This window comes from Streptomyces sp. 4N124 (genome assembly GCF_052245395.1).
GTDB lineage: Bacteria > Actinomycetota > Actinomycetes > Streptomycetales > Streptomycetaceae > Streptomyces.
Genome location: NZ_JBQQBS010000045.1, coordinates 25,945 through 42,335, shown reverse-complemented (window position 1 = coordinate 42,335; position 16,391 = coordinate 25,945). Strand labels below are relative to the sequence as shown.

Below are 16,391 nucleotides of genomic sequence, written 5' to 3'. Positions count from 1 at the left end.
GGCGAAGGGGCCCGAGGCGACGGAATACGAGGGCGCGACCCTACGCTCACCTCTCCGGTTGTCCGATCCGGCACGGAAGGGCTGAGCAGATGACGAGAGACGCGTTCGGCGAATGGCAGCAGTGGCACGAGCACCGTGTCGCCTCGGTCTCCGCGCCCTACGGACCGCTCGCCCTGACCGGCACGCACTGGCTGGAGGACCACCCGGGCGGGCGGCTGCCGGACATCCCCGGGATCTGGGCGGCCGAGGGCGACGGAGTCGTCCTGACCGCGTCCGAAGCCGACGGTCTGACCATGGACGGGCGGCCCTTCACCGGCGAGGTGAGGCTGGCCGCCGATCCGGGGCCGGCGAGCGCGGCCCGGGTGGCGCACGGGGAGCGCCGGCTCGTGGTGTTGGTGCGCGAAGGGGCGTGGGGCGTACGCGACTTCGACCCCGGTTCCGAGGCGCGGCGGGCGTTCCGGGGCATCAAGGCCACGCCGTACGAGCCGCGCTGGTCGGTGCCGGGGCGCTTCACGCCGTACGACTCCGGGCGCACCGTGCGGGTCGACAACGCCGACGGACGGCAGCGGGGGCTCGGGCTCGGCGGGGAGCTGGCGTTCACTCTCGACGGGCAGGAGTTGACGCTTCAGGTGAGCGTCAAGTCGGACGGCTCGCTGTGGGCGGTTTTCGGCGATGGCACGAGCGGGCGCGGCAGTTACCGTTTCCGCTTTCTGCGCCCGGCCGCGCCCGACGCCGAGGGCCGTACGACGGTCGACTTCAACCGTGCGCTGCTGCCGCCCTGCGCCTTCGCGGACCACTTCATCTGCCCGTTCCCGCCGCCGGGGAACACGCTGGGCGTCGCCGTGGCGGCGGGGGAGCGCACGCTGCTCTGAGCGGGGCGGGGGCGGGGCAGGGGGCGCACATTTCACAGATCGTTCAATGATTGACGGCCGAAAGGCGCCCTTGCGTCTACCGGTCGTTCGGCCGAATACTCCCTCCAGCGCTTGTCAGGGGCACGACGTGTTCGGAATCCGGACATTCGGGCCACTGGCTGCGCCTCACGGGCCCCGACCCCACGCGGGCCCCCAACTTCCCATGTGGAGGAACGACAAGTGAGGATCAAGCGCACCACCCCCCGCAGCGGTATTCAGAGACGGACCCGGCTGATCGCCGTCAGTACCGGTCTCGTGGCCGCAGCCGCGATCGCGATCCCCAACGCGAACGCCGCCGACCCCACCACGTTCAGCGCCTCCCAGCTCAAGAGCGCCGGCTCCTCGGTGCTCAAGGCTGACATCCCCGGCACCGCCTGGGCCGTCGACGCGAAGACCAACCGGGTCGTCGTCACCGTCGACAGCACGGTCTCCAAGGCCGAGATAGCCAAGATCAAGCAGCAGGCGGGCGCCAACGCCTCCGCGCTGACGATCAAGCACACCGAAGGCAAGTTCCAGAAGCTCATCCAAGGCGGCGACGCCATCTATGCGAGTAGCTGGCGCTGCTCCCTCGGCTTCAACGTCCAGAACAGCAGCGGTGCCCAGTTCTTCCTGACCGCCGGTCACTGCACCGACGGCGCCGGCACCTGGTACTCCAACTCCGGCCGCACCACGGTCATCGGCTCCACCGCCGGCTCCAGCTTCCCGGGCAACGACTACGGCATCGTGCGCTACTCCGGGTCCGTCAGCCGTCCCGGCACCGCGAACGGCGTGGACATCACCCGCGCGGCCACGCCCAGCGTGGGCACCACCGTCATCCGCGACGGCTCCACCACCGGTACGCACAGCGGCCGGGTCACCGCCCTCAACGTGAGCGTCAACTACGGCGGCGGCGACGTCGTCGGCGGTCTGATCCAGACCACCGTCTGCGCCGAGCCCGGCGACTCCGGAGGTTCGCTCTACGGCAGCAATGGCACCGCGTACGGTCTGACCTCCGGCGGCAGCGGCAACTGCTCCTCCGGCGGCACGACCTTCTTCCAGCCGGTCACAGAGGCCCTGAGCGCCTACGGCGTCAGCGTCTACTAGGCCGTACGGCGGGTACTCCCAGCCGCCTCGCACCACCGCACTCGCACGGCACCACCTGCAGCCGGCAGCAGGCGAGCCCCCGCACGCACCCGCGTGCGGGGGCTCGCTGTCGTGGAGCGGGAACATGTGGGAGAGGAATGGCAGTTGGAGTGCGGCTCGGGCGACAGGATCATGTGGCCCTGGATTCCGGTGTGGCGCACAGCCAGTCCAGTACGGCGGGCAGGGCCTTGAGCGCTCCGAAGTGGCCGGCGTCCGGGTCCAGGACGGGGCGGGCCCGGGGGATGTGGTCCGCGAGCCACTTGAAGTGGCCCACGGGGGAGAGGGTGTCCAGGGCGCCGTGCCACAGCAGCACCGGCCGGGTGATGACCGCCGGGTCGAAGCCCCAGCTGCTGAGCAGGGCGAGGTCGTCGTCGAGCCAGCCGTACGCCGAAGTGCGCAGCGACTCGCGGTAGGTGCGCAGCAGCATGTCGCTGATGGCCGGGTCGGAGATGATCCGCCGGTCGGAGTCGGTGAGCCCGTCGCGGATGGAGACCAGCAGCTGGGCCGGATCGCTGCGGATGGCGGCGGCGCGCGCGGCCAGCCGGTCGGCGAAGTCCAGCGGGTCGGTGAGGGCCCGGGTGAAGTCCTCCACCTTCGAGGGGGCCATGCCCTCGAACCAGCGCAGTCCAGCGGCGTTCGGTGGCGCGGGACACACCAGCGCCGCCGTACGCCGCACCCGCGCCGGCAGCAGCGCGGCGGCGGCCAGTGCGTGCGGGGCGCCGCCCGAGTGGCCGAGGACGGCGAACCGGTCGAGGCCGAGGGCGTCCGCCAGCGCGGCCACGTCCCGGGCGGCGTCGGCCACCCGGCGTCCCGGCCGGCGGTCCGAATCGCCGTAGCCGGGACGGTCGTAGGAGATGAACCGCACGCCGGGGCGCGCGGTGAGGACGTCCTCCGGCACCGTGCCGTGGCGGCAGCCCGGGGTGCCGTGCAGCAGCACCACCGGCGTGCCGTCCGGATCTCCTCGCTCCGCCACCGCCAGCCATCGGCCGTCCCGCATCCGTACGCCGTCGACCACCTGCGTCCTCCGTCTCCCCAACGCGAACATCCCGGAGTTACCGTCGAAGTACACACCTTGTGCGCCCGATTCGGACCCTGGGGGGCCGTGATGGTCGAGGAGCTGGTGGCGGCGGGCGTCTCGCTCGCGTCTGTCGGAGCGGTGTACGTGATGTCGGCGGCGCGGGTCGTCAAACAGTACGAACGCGGTGTGGTGTTCCGGCTCGGCAGGCTGAAGTCCGATGTGCGCGGGCCCGGATTCACGATGATCGTTCCGTTCGTGGACCAGCTCCGCAAGGTCAACCTGCAGATCGTGACGATGCCCGTGCCCGCGCAGGAGGGCATCACCCGGGACAACGTCACGGTGCGGGTGGACGCCGTCGTCTACTTCAAGGTCGTCGACGCGGCCGACGCCATCGTGCAGGTCGAGGACTACCGCTTCGCGGTCTCGCAGATGGCACAGACCTCGCTGCGCTCCATCATCGGCAAGAGCGACCTGGACGATCTGCTCTCCAACCGCGAAAAGCTCAACCAGGGCCTGGAGTTGATGATCGACAGCCCGGCCATCGGCTGGGGCGTGCAGATCGACCGCGTCGAGATCAAGGACGTGTCGCTGCCCGAGACCATGAAGCGCTCCATGGCGCGGCAGGCGGAGGCCGACCGGGAGCGGCGGGCCCGGGTCATCAACGCCGACGCCGAACTCCAGGCGTCCAAGAAGCTCGCCGAGGCCGCCCAGCAGATGGAGGACACGCCTTCCGCGCTGCAACTGCGGCTGCTCCAGACGGTGATGGCGGTCGCCGCCGAGAAGAACTCGACGCTCGTGCTGCCCATCCCGGTGGAACTGCTGCGCTTCCTGGAGAAGGCGCCGGGACAGGCCCCGTCGGCACCGGCGGTGCCCCCGCGCCCGGCGCAGGAACAACTGCCGCCCGCCGAACCGCGCTTGGATCCGGACCCCGAAGGGTCGATTTCAAGACAGGACTAGTCCTCACGGACAGCTCATGAATTACTCGCTCGTAGTGTTTGCAGCGCGAACACACCAGGGGTGACTGTGCACGGTCAAGGTGAGGGGGCGCGCAACCGCGTTCTACGCGCGTCCGGAAGTCGACCTTGTGTGCCCCCTGTAAGTCTCGGGATAGTGAACGTTGTTCAACCGGCACGGACGCGGCCCTTTTTGTTGTAGGTCGTCCCCCGTGCCGTACGCCTTCCGGTTCGTCAGGCCCCCACAGCCTTGCGGACCGACCCCCCACAGGAGGACGTGAGTTGAAGCACCGACGCATACCCAAGCGGCGTGCCGCCGTGGCAGGTGCGGGCATCGCCGCACTCGTAGCCGCGGGTGTCACCTTGCAGACTGCGAACGCCAGCGAGAGCACGGAGAACTCCGCGCCCGAGACGCTCTCGGTCACGGCGGCCGGAAAGCTCGCCTCGACGCTGGGCAAGGAACTCGGCACCGACGCGGCCGGCACCTACTACGACGCGCAGGCGAAGAACCTCGTCGTCAACGTGCTCGACGAGGCCGCCGCCCAGGCCGTCGAGGAGGCCGGAGCCAAGGCCAGAGTCGTGGCGAACTCCCTCGCCGAGCTCAAGAGCGCCCGGACCACCCTGAAGCAGGACGCGACCATCCCGGGCACCTCCTGGATGACCGACCCGGCCACCAACAAGGTCGTCGTCACCGCCGACCGCACGGTCTCCAAGGCCGAGTGGGCCAAGCTGACCAAGGTCGTCGACGGGCTCGGCGCCACGGCGGAACTCAAGCGCACCAAGGGCGAGTTCAAGCCCTTCATCGCGGGTGGCGACGCCATCACCGACGGCAGCGGGCGCTGCTCGCTCGGCTTCAACGTCGTCAAGGGCGGCGAGCCGTTCTTCCTGACCGCCGGTCACTGCACCGAGTCCATCACGACCTGGCAGGACTCGGACGGCAACGAGCTGGGCACCAACGAGGTCTCCAGCTTCCCGGACAACGACTACGGCCTGGTCAAGTACACGGCCGACGTCGAGCACCCGAGCGAGGTCAACCTCTACAACGGCTCCTCGCAGGCCATCGCGGGCGCCTCCGAGGCCACCGTCGGCATGGAGGTCACCCGCAGCGGCTCGACCACGCAGGTGCACGACGGCACGGTCACCGGCCTGGACGCCACCGTGAACTACGGCAACGGCGACATCGTCAACGGCCTGATCCAGACCGACGTCTGCGCCGAGCCCGGTGACAGCGGCGGCTCGCTGTTCTCCGGCGACCAGGCGATCGGCCTCACCTCCGGCGGCAGCGGCGACTGCACGTCCGGCGGCGAGACGTTCTTCCAGCCGGTGACCGAGGCGCTGTCTGCCACGGGTACGGAGATCGGCTGACGCTTTTTGTAGCGCCGTGAAGTCCCGCCCCTTTGTGAGGGGCGGGACTTTCGCGCGATCAGGGTGGGTCTGGAAGTCCGGTGCAGCGGCTGCGGGTGCGTCGTGGCTGGTCGCGCGGTTCCCCGCGCCCCTTCCGGCGCCGCAGAACCGGACGGGACTTCGGCGGAGCCGATCAGCGTTTCGGCCAGTACCACAGCGGCTCGTCCAGCGGACCCTCCCGCCCCGCCACCTCCGTCTGTCCGAACTCCTTCACCAGCTCTATGGAGTTGACGTCCAGGCGGTGACGTATCGCGCCCTTGGCCAAGGCGTCGGCCAGCGGTCTTGCGTGGGTGACGACGATGATCTGGATGTCCTTCGTCGCGGTGAGGATCAGATCGGCGAGCGGGGGGATCAGGTCGGGGTGGAGGCTGGTCTCGGGCTCGTTGAGGACCAGGAGAGACGGCGGCCGGGGTGTGAGCAGCGCGGCGGCCCAGAGCAGATAGCGCAGGGTGCCGTCGGACAGTTCGGCCGCGGTGAGCGGGCGCAGCAGTCCATGCTGGCGCAGGGCGAGTTCGAACCGGCCGCCGTGGTTCATGACCTCGACGTGGCTGCCGGGGAAGGCCGCGTCGACCGCCTCGTCCAGCGCCTCGCGGTGACCGATCTCGCGGATCGTCTGGAGCGCCGCCGCCAGGTCGGAGCCGTCGCCGCTGAGCACCGGCGTGCGGGTGCCGATCACGGCGGCGCGGGCCGGGGCGTGGGCGTCGGTGCGGACATGGTCGTAGAACCGCCAGGACCTGATGAGTTCGCGCACCGCCAGCACGTCCGGCGCGTGCTGGGGGTCGGCCATTTCGCCGAGCATGCTGTCGTACGGCCGTAGCGTCCCGTGCGCCCGGGACCAGCCGCCGCCCGCGCCGCGCACCTTGACGGCTGCCCCCGCGCGGTCCGAGAGCACGGCGGCGGGGCGCAGCACCGGCCCGCTCCAGATGGACTCGCGCTTGATCTCCGGGTCGAGGTCGAACATGGACGGCGGGCCTGCCGGGACCGGGTACCCGAAGTCCATCGCATACCCGAACTCGTCTCCCGCGAAGCCCAGTTGCAGGCTGACCGGGCCGGAGCGGCGGGTGCCCTGCACCGGATGGCTGCCCTCGCGCACCGCGCGGCTGATCTTCTCGGGCCCCGCCCACAGCACCGACGGCAGCCCGCCCTCGCGCGCGAGGGCCGCGACGGCGCCGCCGCGCGCGGCCTCGGCCAGTAGCCGCAGGGCGCGGTACAGGCTGGACTTGCCCGTGCCGTTCGCTCCCGTGATCACGTTCAGTCTGTCCAGGGGCACGATCAGGCGACGCAGGGACCGGTAGTTCTCGACGGCGAGTGTGCGCAGCATGTGTCCAGACTTGCAGACGGGACTGACAATGGGCCCGGGGTCAGACTGCCGCCCGCTTCCGCCGGAACGTCGCCGCGGCCATCGTGATCACGATCCCCCCAAGCGCCCACGCCGACAGGACCAGCAGCGATGCCGTCGTGTCGTTGCCCTTGAAGTACGCGATGGAGCGCGCCGCCCACGTCCCCGCGCCCGGCGGCAGCGCAGGGCCGATCGCGTTCCAGAACGGCGGCAGCATCGGCAGCGGGAAGGCGCCGCCCGCGCTCGGGTTGCCGGCGATCACCACGATGAGGATCGCGAGACCGACGCCGACGATCCCGAAGATGCCCTGGAGCGCGAGCGTGGCGGCCCCGACGGCGAACGTGATCAGCGCGCCGAGCCCCCAGAGGGCGGCCACGCTCCCGGGCAGGGCGCCCAGGATCGGCCCGACGATGACCGCTCCGCCGAGCCCTCCGACGACCGACACCAGCGCCATGGCGGCCAGCCGGATCGTCGCGCGGCGCGGGTTGGCGGGCCGGGCGCCGGAGCTGATCGCCAGGATCGAGGCGCACAGATAGCCGCCGACGCACCAGCCGACGACCAGATAGAAGGACGACAGCCCGTCGAAGTCCTGGGGCGAGGCCGGGGCCACGTCGACGACCCTGACCGTGCGCTGCTCGGCCTTCTCCAGGGTGGTGGCGATCGTCTCCAGGGCGGTGGCGAGGACAGTGCCACCGCCGGTCGCGACCAGGAGCGTGTCCGTCGTCCCCGCCGGGTCGATGATCAGCGCCCCGTCGATGTCCCGGTTCAGGATCTGCTCGCGCGCCGTCGCCGCGTCGGCCACCGCGCGCGGGTCCAGGGGTGAGCCGGGCACCCGCTCCAGCCGGGTCACCGCCTGCTCGGCCGCGACCTGGGGCGCGACCACGCCGAAGGGGACGTCCTTCGGCTTCGGGTCGTGCAGTGCCCCGACGTAGGAGGCGATGAACAGCAGTTGGAGGGCGATCACTCCGATGACCAGCAGGGTGGCTCTTGGGGTGACGGCGTCCTTCACCTCGGAGAGGAAGCTGTTCTGTGTCATGCCCCTACGGTCCGAGGGGGTGGGCGTTTGCGCAGGCGGGGTGCGGCCGAATGGGTGCCGTACACACGTTCTTCATCATCGTTATCTGTTCGAGATCTTTTGTGGCTCACGCTGTGCTTGGGGTGCCCGTTACATTTGGGGCTCCGGGGGACCTCAACGTTGTTGACCGCAGCGGAAGTTGATCCTCCGTCAGTTCCTTCACGGCCGTACAGCCGTACAGCCGAACGCTCGGGGGAAGCGCTGTGCAGAAAATCCAGCTGACCTACTGGTGGAACGGGCATGAGCCGGGGGATGTCGTCGAGGTCGACGACTCGACCGCGCGCGGAGTGCTCGGTGTGATCGCGCGGCCCGTGCCGGAGGCTGAGGCCGAGGCCAAGCGGGACGGCGAACCGGAGTCCCGGGGATGAGCGAGCCGTACGTCACCTTTCCGGACGTGGAGCAGCTGGTCGTCGATCTCCTGAAGGACCGAAGCGAGCTGGCCGGTGTCCTTGTGGACGTCCAGCCGCCCTCCGGGTTCGACGGTTCGCAGCGTGCCGTGCTGGTCTCCAGGGTCGGCGGGGCCTGGGCGGAGGATCCGCGGCTCGACAATCCACTGGTCGATCTTGAGGTGTACGGGCCGTCCAAGGCCGCGGCCCACACCGTCTCCCTCGTCGCCCGCGCTCTGATGCTCCAGCTCAGGGGAGCGGTGCACGGCGCGGCGACCGTCGTGGACGTCGTCGAGGAGGACGGGCCGCGCTGGCTGCCCGACTATCGGCACGCCACCGCCAACCGCTATGTCTCGACCACCCGGCTGGTGGTCCGCCCGGCCTGAGCCGGTTCCCTCTCGTACGTCCCCTCAGCGCCTGGTGCGCACCACATCCGTAGCACGTCATGTCCATCTCCCACCAAGGAGCAGTGATGGCCGGAACGAACGCCAAGGAGATCCGGGTCGCGGGCAGCGGCCGGGTCCTCATCGCCCCGCTCGCCACCGCACCGCCCGCCGACACCGGCGCGGCGTGGGGTGCCGGGTGGAAGGACCTCGGCTACACCACCACCGACGGGGTCAAGATCTCCAAGAAGGACAAGCTGGACCCCGTGGACACCTGGCAGAGCGTCAGCTCGGCGAGGTTCGTCTACTCCGACCGCGACCTCAGCTTCAAGTTCCAGCTGCTTCAGCTGAACGAGGACACCCTGCCGTTCTTCTTCGGCGGCGGGCGGGTGACGGAGACGGCGACCGGGTCCGGCCTCTACAAGTACGAGATGGCGGCCGAGCCGAAGTTCGACGAGCGGATGCTCGGGCTGGAGTTCACCGACGGGGACGAGGTGACGTATCGCATGATCGTCGCCCGCGGCCAGGTGACCGAGACGGAGGAGATCGCCCTCGTCCGTACGGCCCCCGTGAAGCTGGGCGTCACCTTCACGGCGCTGGCGACGGTGGACGACGCACCGCTGGCGACGTTCCTGATGAAGGACCCGAGCTTCAGCGCGGCCTGACCGATTCCCCTTCTTTCCAGCTAGGAGCCCTACGCGCCATGGCCCGTTTCAACGTCAACGCCGCCCGTGCCCAGCGTCTCGAAACCGTCGGGAAGGACTGGGAGTTCGAGGTGGACAGCGATGTGTTCCACCTGCCGACCGAGTTCCCGCGCAGCATCGCCAAGCAGATCGCGGCGCTGGAGGACAACGACATCGACGGCCTGCTGGCGCTGCTGCTCGGGCCCGAGCAGTTCGAGCGTCTGGGCAAGTACGACATCAGCGTCCAGGACGTCTCCGCGATCCTGGAGGCGTACGGCAACGAGACAGGCATGACGCTGGGGGAAGGCTGAGCCTCGGCGCGCTGGTCGACGAGCACGCCGAGGCCCTGGAGGCGGACCTGCTCCGCCACTACGGAGTCGACCTCCTCGACTGGCACCGGGGCCGCCTCTCCTCCCGCCGCCTGCGCGTCCTGACCGAACACCTGCCCGCCGACTCGTCCTTCGCCCGGGCGGTCCACGGCGAACAGGCGGACTGGACGGTCACGGATCATCTGCTGGCGGCCGTCGTCGACCATCTCGCGGTCGCCAACTGGATGTTCGCGACGGCCAACCGGGACGAGGACACGGAGCCGGCTCCTTATCCGGAGCCGGTGCCGCGACCGGGCGGCTCGGCGACGGAAGCGGTGGAGGCCGTGGGGACAGCGGGGGAGGAGCACTCCGCCACTCCGGCCGAGATCGTGGCCTTTCTGAGTTCGCCCGCATGAAAGCCCGCATGAAAGGAGGAGTCCTTGCCCCCCTCGGACTCACCCGGAACCATTCCTTCGTGGTTCGTCACCTATGAGGCGTCCAAGGCCTTCCAGGACGCTGTCAGAAAAGTCGTTGACGTCAAGTGGCTCGCCGACAACCTGCCGGTCACCGGTGCGAAGGCCGAAGCCACCGGTGTGAAGCTGGAGGCCAACGCCGCCGCCGCAACGTTCTTCGGGGCGCAGACCGAGTACAGCCTGTTCAAGGCCGAGGGCGCGCTCTTCGACCTGAACAAGGTCCTGGCCGACCGGGCCCAGGAGAGGCGGGACAAGGAGCAGGACGACCGGCTCCGTGGTCTGTCCGCCGGGGCTGTGAAAACTGGGGACCTGATCGCCAAGGTGAGGCAGGACCTCCAGGCCACCACCGCCGCCCTCCGCAAGACCCTGGGTGAAGGCGACAAGCAACTGCGCAAGGAAGTCCCCGAACTCCGGACCAAGGTCAACGCCATCCGTGACCGCCTGCTCGCCGACGATCAGAAGCTGCACGGCCGGATCACCACCCTCGGCAACAAGGTCGCCCAGGGCACGCGCAACGCGGACGACCGCAGCAGGGTCGAGAAGGCCAGGGTGAAGGAGCTGGACAAAGAGGTCAGGGCAGGCCTGCGGCGAGTCGATCAGTTGCAGGGCAGCGCCAAGGCCGCGGGCCGTGACATCGGCATCTTGATCGACCGCGTCACCGCTCTCGAACGCGCCCTGCGGTAAGAGCGACTCGCACGACCCCGACCACAACGGCGACAGCGACGGAGTCAACCCACCATGCAGACGTCACTCCTATCGGTCACCCGGGCGCTGAACCAGATGCGATCCGCCGCGACCAACACCGGCGGTGCCGTCTCGCGTATGCGGACCGCGGTGACCGGTACCAGTGGTTCGGTCGACCGGCTCAGGAGTGCCGCGACGCAGGCGAGCACCGCCACCGGGCGGCTACGGACCGCCGCCACCCAGGCGAGCGGTGGGCTCAATCAGATGCGGACGGCCGCCACCCGGGCCTCCGCCGATGTCCAGCGGGCGGGGCGGAGTGCGGCGTCGGGGGGTGGGTTGTTCTCGCGGTTCAGTCAGGGGCTGCGGACCGCCACCACCGCTCAGCGAGGGCTCAACACCGCGATGAAGGCCAACATCCTCGGTGCCATCCTCGCGCTCATCATGCCGCTCATCACCAAGCTCATCGACATGGCCATGCAGTCGAAGACCGTGCAGGCCGTGGTGCAGGCGGCGTTCAAGATTATCGGGCAGGTGGTGGGGACGGTCATGAAAGGGGCGTCGGCCGCCATCAACTGGCTCATTGATGCCGGGAAGAGTGTGGTCAATTGGCTGAAGGCCAACTGGCCGTTGCTCGTGGCCATTCTGACCGGGCCGGTGGGGATCGCCGTGCTGGCGATCGTGAAGCACTGGGACCGGATCAAAGAGGCGGTCGGGACGGTGCGCGACTGGATCGTCGACAAGTGGAACGCCGTAGTTGATTTTTTGCGGGGGGTTCCCGGGAAGATCTGGGGCTTCTTCGCCGAACTGCCCGACCGGCTGATGGGTCTGGGCGGCGACCTCATCATGGGGCTCATCAACGGCATCAAGAACTCGGCCTCGGCCCTTCTCAACACCGTCAAGAACTTCATCATCAACACCATTCCCGGGCCCATCCGCAGCATCCTCGGCATCTCGTCGCCGTCCAAGGTGATGATGGGCTTCGGCGGTGACGTCGGCGAAGGTCTCGCGCTGGGCATGGAGGGCGCCGGAAACCGGGTGGCGGGTGCCGCCGGGCGGCTCGCCACCGCCACCGCGCGCAGCGTCATCGGTCCCGGCTACCGCCTCACCGGCACCGCCGCCCGCTCGGGAACCGGTGCCGGTGGCGCCACCGCGACCTCCCCGGTCACCGTCAACGTCCATCCCCGCCCAGGACAGTCCGAGTACGAGATCGGCCGTATCACCGCCCGTGAACTCGCCTGGGCGGCCAAGCGATGAGCGGGCAGCAGCTCCAGCAGCCGGTGTTCGAGGTGGACGGCTGGGCCGGGAACACCGTCGACGACTCCGGCGTCGAATGGTGGGTCACCAGCGAGCAGGGCTGGGCCGGCACCCCGCCCCTCCGGCTCACCCTGACCGACCGGCCCGAGCGGCACGGCGCGTTCGACGCCCCCTCCTACCGCGGACCCCGCGTGATCACCCTGGAGGGCACCGCCGTCGTCCCCGACCGGCCGGCCCGCGAAACGGCCAAGGACCGGCTGGCCGCCGTACTCGCCGACGGCAGTACGCTCACGCCGCTCGTCGTCACCGAACCGCACCGCACCCGGCGGGCGTTGGTCCGGCTCACCGCCGAGACGAAGATCGTCGACCGCAAGTCCGGCTTCGAGTTCTCCCTGACCATGACCGCGCCGGATCCGCTGCGGTACTCGTACGGGCTCAACACCAGTACCTGCCCGCTGCCCTCCTCCAGCGGTGGCGTCGCCTTTCCGCTCACTTTCCCCCTGGACTTCGGATCGGGTTCCTCCGGCGGCCGGCTGCTGCTGGAGAACCAGGGCACCGTCCCCACCTGGCCCGTGTGGCGGATCGGCGGGCCCTGCGTCCAGCCGGTGATCACCAACACCGCGACCGGCGAGGAACTCGCCTTCGAACTCGCCCTCCAGGAAGGCGAGTTCCTGGTCATCGACACCGACGCGCGCTCGGTCCTCCTCCAGGGCACCGCCTCCCGCCGCTCCGCGCTGCGGCCCGGCTCGGACTGGTTCCCGCTCCGGCCGGGCTCGACGCCCGTCCTCTTCCGCGCCCGCGACTACGCCCCGGCCGCCCGGCTGACCGCCGAGTGGCGCGACGCCTGGCTCTGACCCGCCTACCAAAAGAGCTACAGAAGGAACGCACCCGCATGGCTGACTCTGAATTCGAACGTGACTCCGGATGGCTCTCGGGCAGTGTCGTCGGCGCCGAGGACGCCCGGCTCGCCACCGGTGTGCTCGCTGCGGCGTCCGCCGACCCCGGCAACCCGATCGCCGCCCGTACGGGAATCAAGCCGGGCCCCGGCAACCCGGGCGCCGTCGAGGCGACCGCCACGCCGTCCCGCGAGGTGACCGTGCGCCCGTTCCAAGGCGTCGTGCAGGGCACCCGGAGCACCGCGGCGGGCGCGTATCTGATCACGCTCGCCCAGCAGAAGAAACTCGACGTGCTGACCGCGGCCCCCGCCCACTCGTCCAACCCCCGCATCGCCCTCGTCGTGGCCCAGCAGACCGACCGGCAGTACGGCGACGCGAGCGACGGCATGCTCGTCCACGTGGTGGCCGGGGCCCCCGCGGTGACGCCGGTCGCGCCCACGGTGGACGACGACTACATCCCGCTCGCCGCGATCACCGTCCGGGCGAACGCGGGGTCGATCGCCCGAGGCGACATCAAGGACCTGCGGGTGTCCACCGTCGCCGCCGGCGGAGTGCTGCCCCTCCAGACCCACGAGTCGCTCCCGGCCGACGGCTACTCCGGGCAGCGGCTGTACGACCTGGAGACCAGGCTCGACCTCGTACGGACCGGCACCGAGTGGCGGCCCGCGGTCACCGGCGCGGTCCAGTTCTTCGGCCCGGCCGACAACGGCTGGCCGCTGACCAGCGGTTCGGCGGGGGCCACCGGCTACACCTTCAACCAGGTGACCGTGCCGGCCGCGCCCTATCCCCGACTGCTCCTGATCACGGGGCAGTTGACCGCGTCGACCTCGGGCGCCAACGAGCGGTGGGACCACGTGGTGCGCGGGCAGGACGGGACGCCCTACTCCCTCGCCTGCTTCCACGGCGGCGCCACGGGGATCACCACCAGCGTCGCGAGCGGCCACCGGCTGCTGCCCGCGAACACGCCGCTGGTGCTGACGCAGTTCGTCGCCCGGGGCGGCGGCATGACGACCGGCACCGCGTCCGTGTTCTCGCCCGACGCGCACTACACCGGTCTGCGCGTGATGGCGTTCCCCGTCCCCTGACTCCGCGAGCAGAAGAGGCACCCGCATGAGTACGCCCACTCCAGAACGCGACTCCGCCTGGATCTCCGGCGGGGTCATCGACGCCGAGGACGCCCGCCTCGCGACCGGCGTGCTCGCCGCACCCGGGGCCGGACCCATCCAGGCCCGCAGCGGCATCCGCGCGGCCACCGGCGACCCCGGCCGGGTCCAGGCCACCACCACGGTGTCCGGCAAGGTCACCGTGGCGCCCTTCCAGGGCGTGATCCAGGGGACGAGCGCCACCGCGACCGGCGCCTACCTCGTCACGCTCGACCAGGAGAAGCTCCTCGACGTACTCGGCACGCACCCCGCCGACTCGGCCAACCCGCGCATCGACCTGGTCATCGCCCGGCAGCGGGACGAACAGTACGGCGACGCCACCACTGCCATGACCGTCGAACTCGTCAAGGGAACGGCCGCCGCCACCCCCACCGACCCCGCGGTGACCGGCGACCACATCCCGCTCGCCCGGATCAGGATTCCGAAGAACGCCGCGTCCGTCGCCAACGCCAACATCGAGGACCTGCGCCCCTGGACCACGGCCGCCGGCGGCATCCTGCGGGTCTGGGGCGCGGCCAACCGGCCCACGTACCCGTACACCGGCATGTACATCCACCGCTGGGACACCAACCATCTGGAGTGGTACGACAGTTCGGCGGGCTGGCAGGCGGTCAACGACGACACCGGCTGGGTCACCCTCCCCCTGCTTCCCAACTGGAACGTGTACAACAACGAGACACCGGCCGTACGCCGGGTCGGCGCCACCGTCCACATGCGCGGCGCCCTGCAGACCGCCGTCGCCCTCTCGACCAACGCCATCTCCATGATCGCCGTCCCGGCCGGTTTCCGCCCGGCGGTGGGGCACCACTGGTACACCGCGCTGGGCGGTGTGACACGAGGGCTCGAACTCATGCTCCGCACCGACGGCACCGTGGTGCTGTTCGCTCAGGGCGTCCAGTTGCCGGCCACCCAGTTGATCTACCTCAACACCACCTGGCTGGTGGACCAGTGACCCGCACCCCGACCCGCTACACCTACTACACCGCCGACCTCGCCACCGGCGCCATCACCGACGAACTCCCGCTGTACGACGTCACGTTCAGCAGCGAACTCAACGAGGCGGGCGAGTTCCGCGCCCGGTTGCCCCTGGGCGACCCGCGCGTCACCGTGCACCACCCCCGGGAACTCACCGAGCCCGGACGCACCGCCCTCTACGTCGAGCGGGACGGCGTGCTCGTATGGGGCGGGGTGATCTGGACCGTCAAGTACACCTCCGCCGACCAGCACCTGGAGATCGGGGCGGCCGGCTTCCTCTCCTACTTCGACCACCGCCGTGTCCTGCCCGCCGACTTCGACCCGGACGCCACCGACCTGTCCGCGGCCGACGTGCCCTTCATCGACCGCGACCAGTCCGACATCGCCCGCGCCCTCGTCGCCACCGCCCAGGCACACCCCGGCGGCGACATCCGGGTGCGCCCCGAGTCCACGGCCGGCTCCGGCATCACCCGCACCCTCGTCTACCGCGGCAGCGACCTCAAGAGCACCGGCGAGGCCCTGCGCGAGCTGGCGAGCCTGGAGAACGGCCCCGACTTCGTCTTCGACATGGCGTACGGCACCGACGGCCGCCCCGTCCACCGGCTGCGCGTCGGCACTCCGCACCTCGGCCAGCAGGGCACCCCGCACGTCTGGGAGTACGGGGCCAATCTGATCGGCTACACCTGGCCGGTCGACGGCGCCTCCACCGCGAGCCGGGTCTTCGCCCTCGGCGAGCAGGGCGAGGGGGAGAACAGCCAGCTCGTCGCCGTCGCCGAGGACCGCGCCACCGGACGCCCGCTCACCGAGACCGAGGTCTCCTACGTCCATCTCACCGACGCGGCCCTCCTGGCCTCCCAGGCCCGCTCGGCCCTCGCCGCCGTCTCGGCCCCCGTGGTCCTGCCCGAGCTGACCGTGCGGGCCGACCTGGACCCGGTGCTCGGCTCCTACCAGGTGGGCGACGACGCCACCGTCGTCATCAAGGACGTCTTCTTCCCCGAGGGCACCCAGTTCGACGTACGGATCACCGGGATCGAGGTCACCCCGGGCAACGACGCGGGCGAGGAACAGGTCCAGCTGACCGTGACACCCACCACGAACAGGAGCATCCCGTGACCAGGATCAACCGCCCCGACACCCTCCTGACCGAGCTCCGCGACATCAAGCGCCGGCTGCACGCCCTGGAGACCGCGCAGCGCACGACGCCCGGCACCACCGCCCAGGCGACCGGCACGCCTGCCGAGGAACCCGCCGAGACGGACGCTCCCGACTCCGAGTAGCCGTTTCCGCAGGTGAGGGAGGCTCGCGTGGTAATCGCACAGACGTTCGGGATTTGGTCTATGGTGGGGGTGAGGCAGTCGGGAACT

The 16,391-nt window shown here is 70.3% G+C and carries 18 protein-coding genes; 15 read left to right on the top strand and 3 right to left on the bottom strand.

What is annotated here, in order from left to right:
- Nucleotides 1-89 precede the first annotated feature (89 nt).
- Nucleotides 90-872: a DUF1684 domain-containing protein gene (locus tag ACTWQO_RS34480; RefSeq protein WP_443241312.1), complete on the top strand. Its 783-nt coding sequence runs from the start codon at nucleotides 90-92 to the stop codon at nucleotides 870-872.
- 219 nt (nucleotides 873-1,091) lie between these two features.
- Nucleotides 1,092-1,994, top strand: a complete 903-nt coding sequence (locus tag ACTWQO_RS34475) for a S1 family peptidase (RefSeq protein ID WP_443241311.1) — start codon at nucleotides 1,092-1,094, stop codon at nucleotides 1,992-1,994.
- 169 nt (nucleotides 1,995-2,163) lie between these two features.
- Here the strand turns inward: ACTWQO_RS34475 and ACTWQO_RS34470 are convergent, their stop codons facing one another.
- Nucleotides 2,164-3,048: an alpha/beta fold hydrolase gene (locus ACTWQO_RS34470; RefSeq protein ID WP_443241310.1), complete on the bottom strand. Its 885-nt coding sequence runs from the start codon at nucleotides 3,046-3,048 to the stop codon at nucleotides 2,164-2,166.
- A 90-nt stretch (nucleotides 3,049-3,138) separates the two neighbouring features.
- Here ACTWQO_RS34470 and ACTWQO_RS34465 point away from each other — a divergent pair, with 90 nt between their 5' ends.
- Nucleotides 3,139-4,008, top strand: coding sequence for a slipin family protein (locus ACTWQO_RS34465; RefSeq protein WP_443241348.1), 870 nt, complete (start codon nucleotides 3,139-3,141; stop codon nucleotides 4,006-4,008).
- 278 nt (nucleotides 4,009-4,286) lie between these two features.
- Nucleotides 4,287-5,369, top strand: coding sequence for a S1 family peptidase (locus tag ACTWQO_RS34460; RefSeq protein ID WP_443241309.1), 1,083 nt, complete (start codon nucleotides 4,287-4,289; stop codon nucleotides 5,367-5,369).
- Between the two features lie 172 nt (nucleotides 5,370-5,541).
- On the opposite strand, the gene ACTWQO_RS34455 is transcribed toward ACTWQO_RS34460, so the two are convergent.
- Nucleotides 5,542-6,729, bottom strand: a complete 1,188-nt coding sequence (locus tag ACTWQO_RS34455; RefSeq protein ID WP_443241308.1) for an AAA family ATPase — start codon at nucleotides 6,727-6,729, stop codon at nucleotides 5,542-5,544.
- A gap of 40 nt (nucleotides 6,730-6,769) precedes the next feature.
- Nucleotides 6,770-7,783 carry a DUF3533 domain-containing protein gene (locus ACTWQO_RS34450; protein WP_443241307.1) on the bottom strand — a complete coding sequence of 338 codons (1,014 nt, stop codon included), beginning with the start codon at nucleotides 7,781-7,783 and terminating at the stop codon, nucleotides 6,770-6,772.
- Nucleotides 7,784-8,025: 242 nt separating this feature from the next.
- Here ACTWQO_RS34450 and ACTWQO_RS34445 point away from each other — a divergent pair, with 242 nt between their 5' ends.
- The 11 genes from ACTWQO_RS34445 to ACTWQO_RS34395 all read left to right on the top strand — a co-directional run bounded on the left by ACTWQO_RS34445 (nucleotide 8,026) and on the right by ACTWQO_RS34395 (nucleotide 16,304).
- Nucleotides 8,026-8,190, top strand: coding sequence for a hypothetical protein (locus ACTWQO_RS34445; protein WP_443241306.1), 165 nt, complete (start codon nucleotides 8,026-8,028; stop codon nucleotides 8,188-8,190).
- Nucleotides 8,187-8,594 (top strand): hypothetical protein, encoded by a 408-nt coding sequence (locus tag ACTWQO_RS34440; protein WP_210574670.1) that lies wholly within the window; start codon nucleotides 8,187-8,189, stop codon nucleotides 8,592-8,594. The genes ACTWQO_RS34445 and ACTWQO_RS34440 overlap by 4 nt, the downstream gene beginning before the upstream one ends.
- An 86-nt stretch (nucleotides 8,595-8,680) precedes the next feature.
- On the top strand, nucleotides 8,681-9,256 hold the full coding sequence (locus tag ACTWQO_RS34435; protein ID WP_443241305.1) for a phage tail tube protein: 576 nt from the start codon (nucleotides 8,681-8,683) through the stop codon (nucleotides 9,254-9,256).
- A gap of 38 nt (nucleotides 9,257-9,294) precedes the next feature.
- A complete protein-coding gene (locus tag ACTWQO_RS34430) occupies nucleotides 9,295-9,585 on the top strand; it encodes a hypothetical protein (protein WP_443241304.1) in 291 nt (96 codons plus the stop codon).
- A 437-nt stretch (nucleotides 9,586-10,022) separates the two neighbouring features.
- Nucleotides 10,023-10,739 (top strand): hypothetical protein, encoded by a 717-nt coding sequence (locus ACTWQO_RS34425; RefSeq protein ID WP_443241303.1) that lies wholly within the window; start codon nucleotides 10,023-10,025, stop codon nucleotides 10,737-10,739.
- A gap of 54 nt (nucleotides 10,740-10,793) precedes the next feature.
- Entirely contained in the window at nucleotides 10,794-11,993 is a 1,200-nt protein-coding gene (locus tag ACTWQO_RS34420) for a phage tail protein (RefSeq protein ID WP_443241302.1), read from the top strand.
- Nucleotides 11,990-12,847, top strand: a complete 858-nt coding sequence (locus ACTWQO_RS34415) for a phage distal tail protein (RefSeq protein WP_443241301.1) — start codon at nucleotides 11,990-11,992, stop codon at nucleotides 12,845-12,847. The genes ACTWQO_RS34420 and ACTWQO_RS34415 overlap by 4 nt, the downstream gene beginning before the upstream one ends.
- Nucleotides 12,848-12,885: 38 nt before the next feature.
- Nucleotides 12,886-13,974, top strand: coding sequence for a hypothetical protein (locus tag ACTWQO_RS34410; protein ID WP_443241300.1), 1,089 nt, complete (start codon nucleotides 12,886-12,888; stop codon nucleotides 13,972-13,974).
- 25 nt (nucleotides 13,975-13,999) lie between these two features.
- Nucleotides 14,000-15,004, top strand: coding sequence for a hypothetical protein (locus ACTWQO_RS34405; protein ID WP_443241299.1), 1,005 nt, complete (start codon nucleotides 14,000-14,002; stop codon nucleotides 15,002-15,004).
- Nucleotides 15,001-16,140, top strand: a complete 1,140-nt coding sequence (locus tag ACTWQO_RS34400) for a hypothetical protein (RefSeq protein ID WP_443241298.1) — start codon at nucleotides 15,001-15,003, stop codon at nucleotides 16,138-16,140. Before ACTWQO_RS34405 ends, ACTWQO_RS34400 begins: the two co-directional genes overlap by 4 nt.
- Entirely contained in the window at nucleotides 16,137-16,304 is a 168-nt protein-coding gene (locus tag ACTWQO_RS34395; protein ID WP_443241297.1) for a hypothetical protein, read from the top strand. Before ACTWQO_RS34400 ends, ACTWQO_RS34395 begins: the two co-directional genes overlap by 4 nt.
- Nucleotides 16,305-16,391: the final 87 nt, after the last annotated feature.

Coding starts and splice junctions, on each gene's coding strand:
- ACTWQO_RS34455 (WP_443241308.1), bottom strand. CDS start 6,729: ATGCTGCGCACACTCGCCGTCGAGAACTACCGGTCCCTGCGTCGCCTG.
- ACTWQO_RS34415 (WP_443241301.1), top strand. CDS start 11,990: ATGAGCGGGCAGCAGCTCCAGCAGCCGGTGTTCGAGGTGGACGGCTGG.
- ACTWQO_RS34465 (WP_443241348.1), top strand. CDS start 3,139: ATGGTCGAGGAGCTGGTGGCGGCGGGCGTCTCGCTCGCGTCTGTCGGA.
- ACTWQO_RS34450 (WP_443241307.1), bottom strand. CDS start 7,783: ATGACACAGAACAGCTTCCTCTCCGAGGTGAAGGACGCCGTCACCCCA.
- ACTWQO_RS34420 (WP_443241302.1), top strand. CDS start 10,794: ATGCAGACGTCACTCCTATCGGTCACCCGGGCGCTGAACCAGATGCGA.
- ACTWQO_RS34405 (WP_443241299.1), top strand. CDS start 14,000: ATGAGTACGCCCACTCCAGAACGCGACTCCGCCTGGATCTCCGGCGGG.
- ACTWQO_RS34435 (WP_443241305.1), top strand. CDS start 8,681: ATGGCCGGAACGAACGCCAAGGAGATCCGGGTCGCGGGCAGCGGCCGG.
- ACTWQO_RS34430 (WP_443241304.1), top strand. CDS start 9,295: ATGGCCCGTTTCAACGTCAACGCCGCCCGTGCCCAGCGTCTCGAAACC.
- ACTWQO_RS34410 (WP_443241300.1), top strand. CDS start 12,886: ATGGCTGACTCTGAATTCGAACGTGACTCCGGATGGCTCTCGGGCAGT.
- ACTWQO_RS34440 (WP_210574670.1), top strand. CDS start 8,187: ATGAGCGAGCCGTACGTCACCTTTCCGGACGTGGAGCAGCTGGTCGTC.
- ACTWQO_RS34480 (WP_443241312.1), top strand. CDS start 90: ATGACGAGAGACGCGTTCGGCGAATGGCAGCAGTGGCACGAGCACCGT.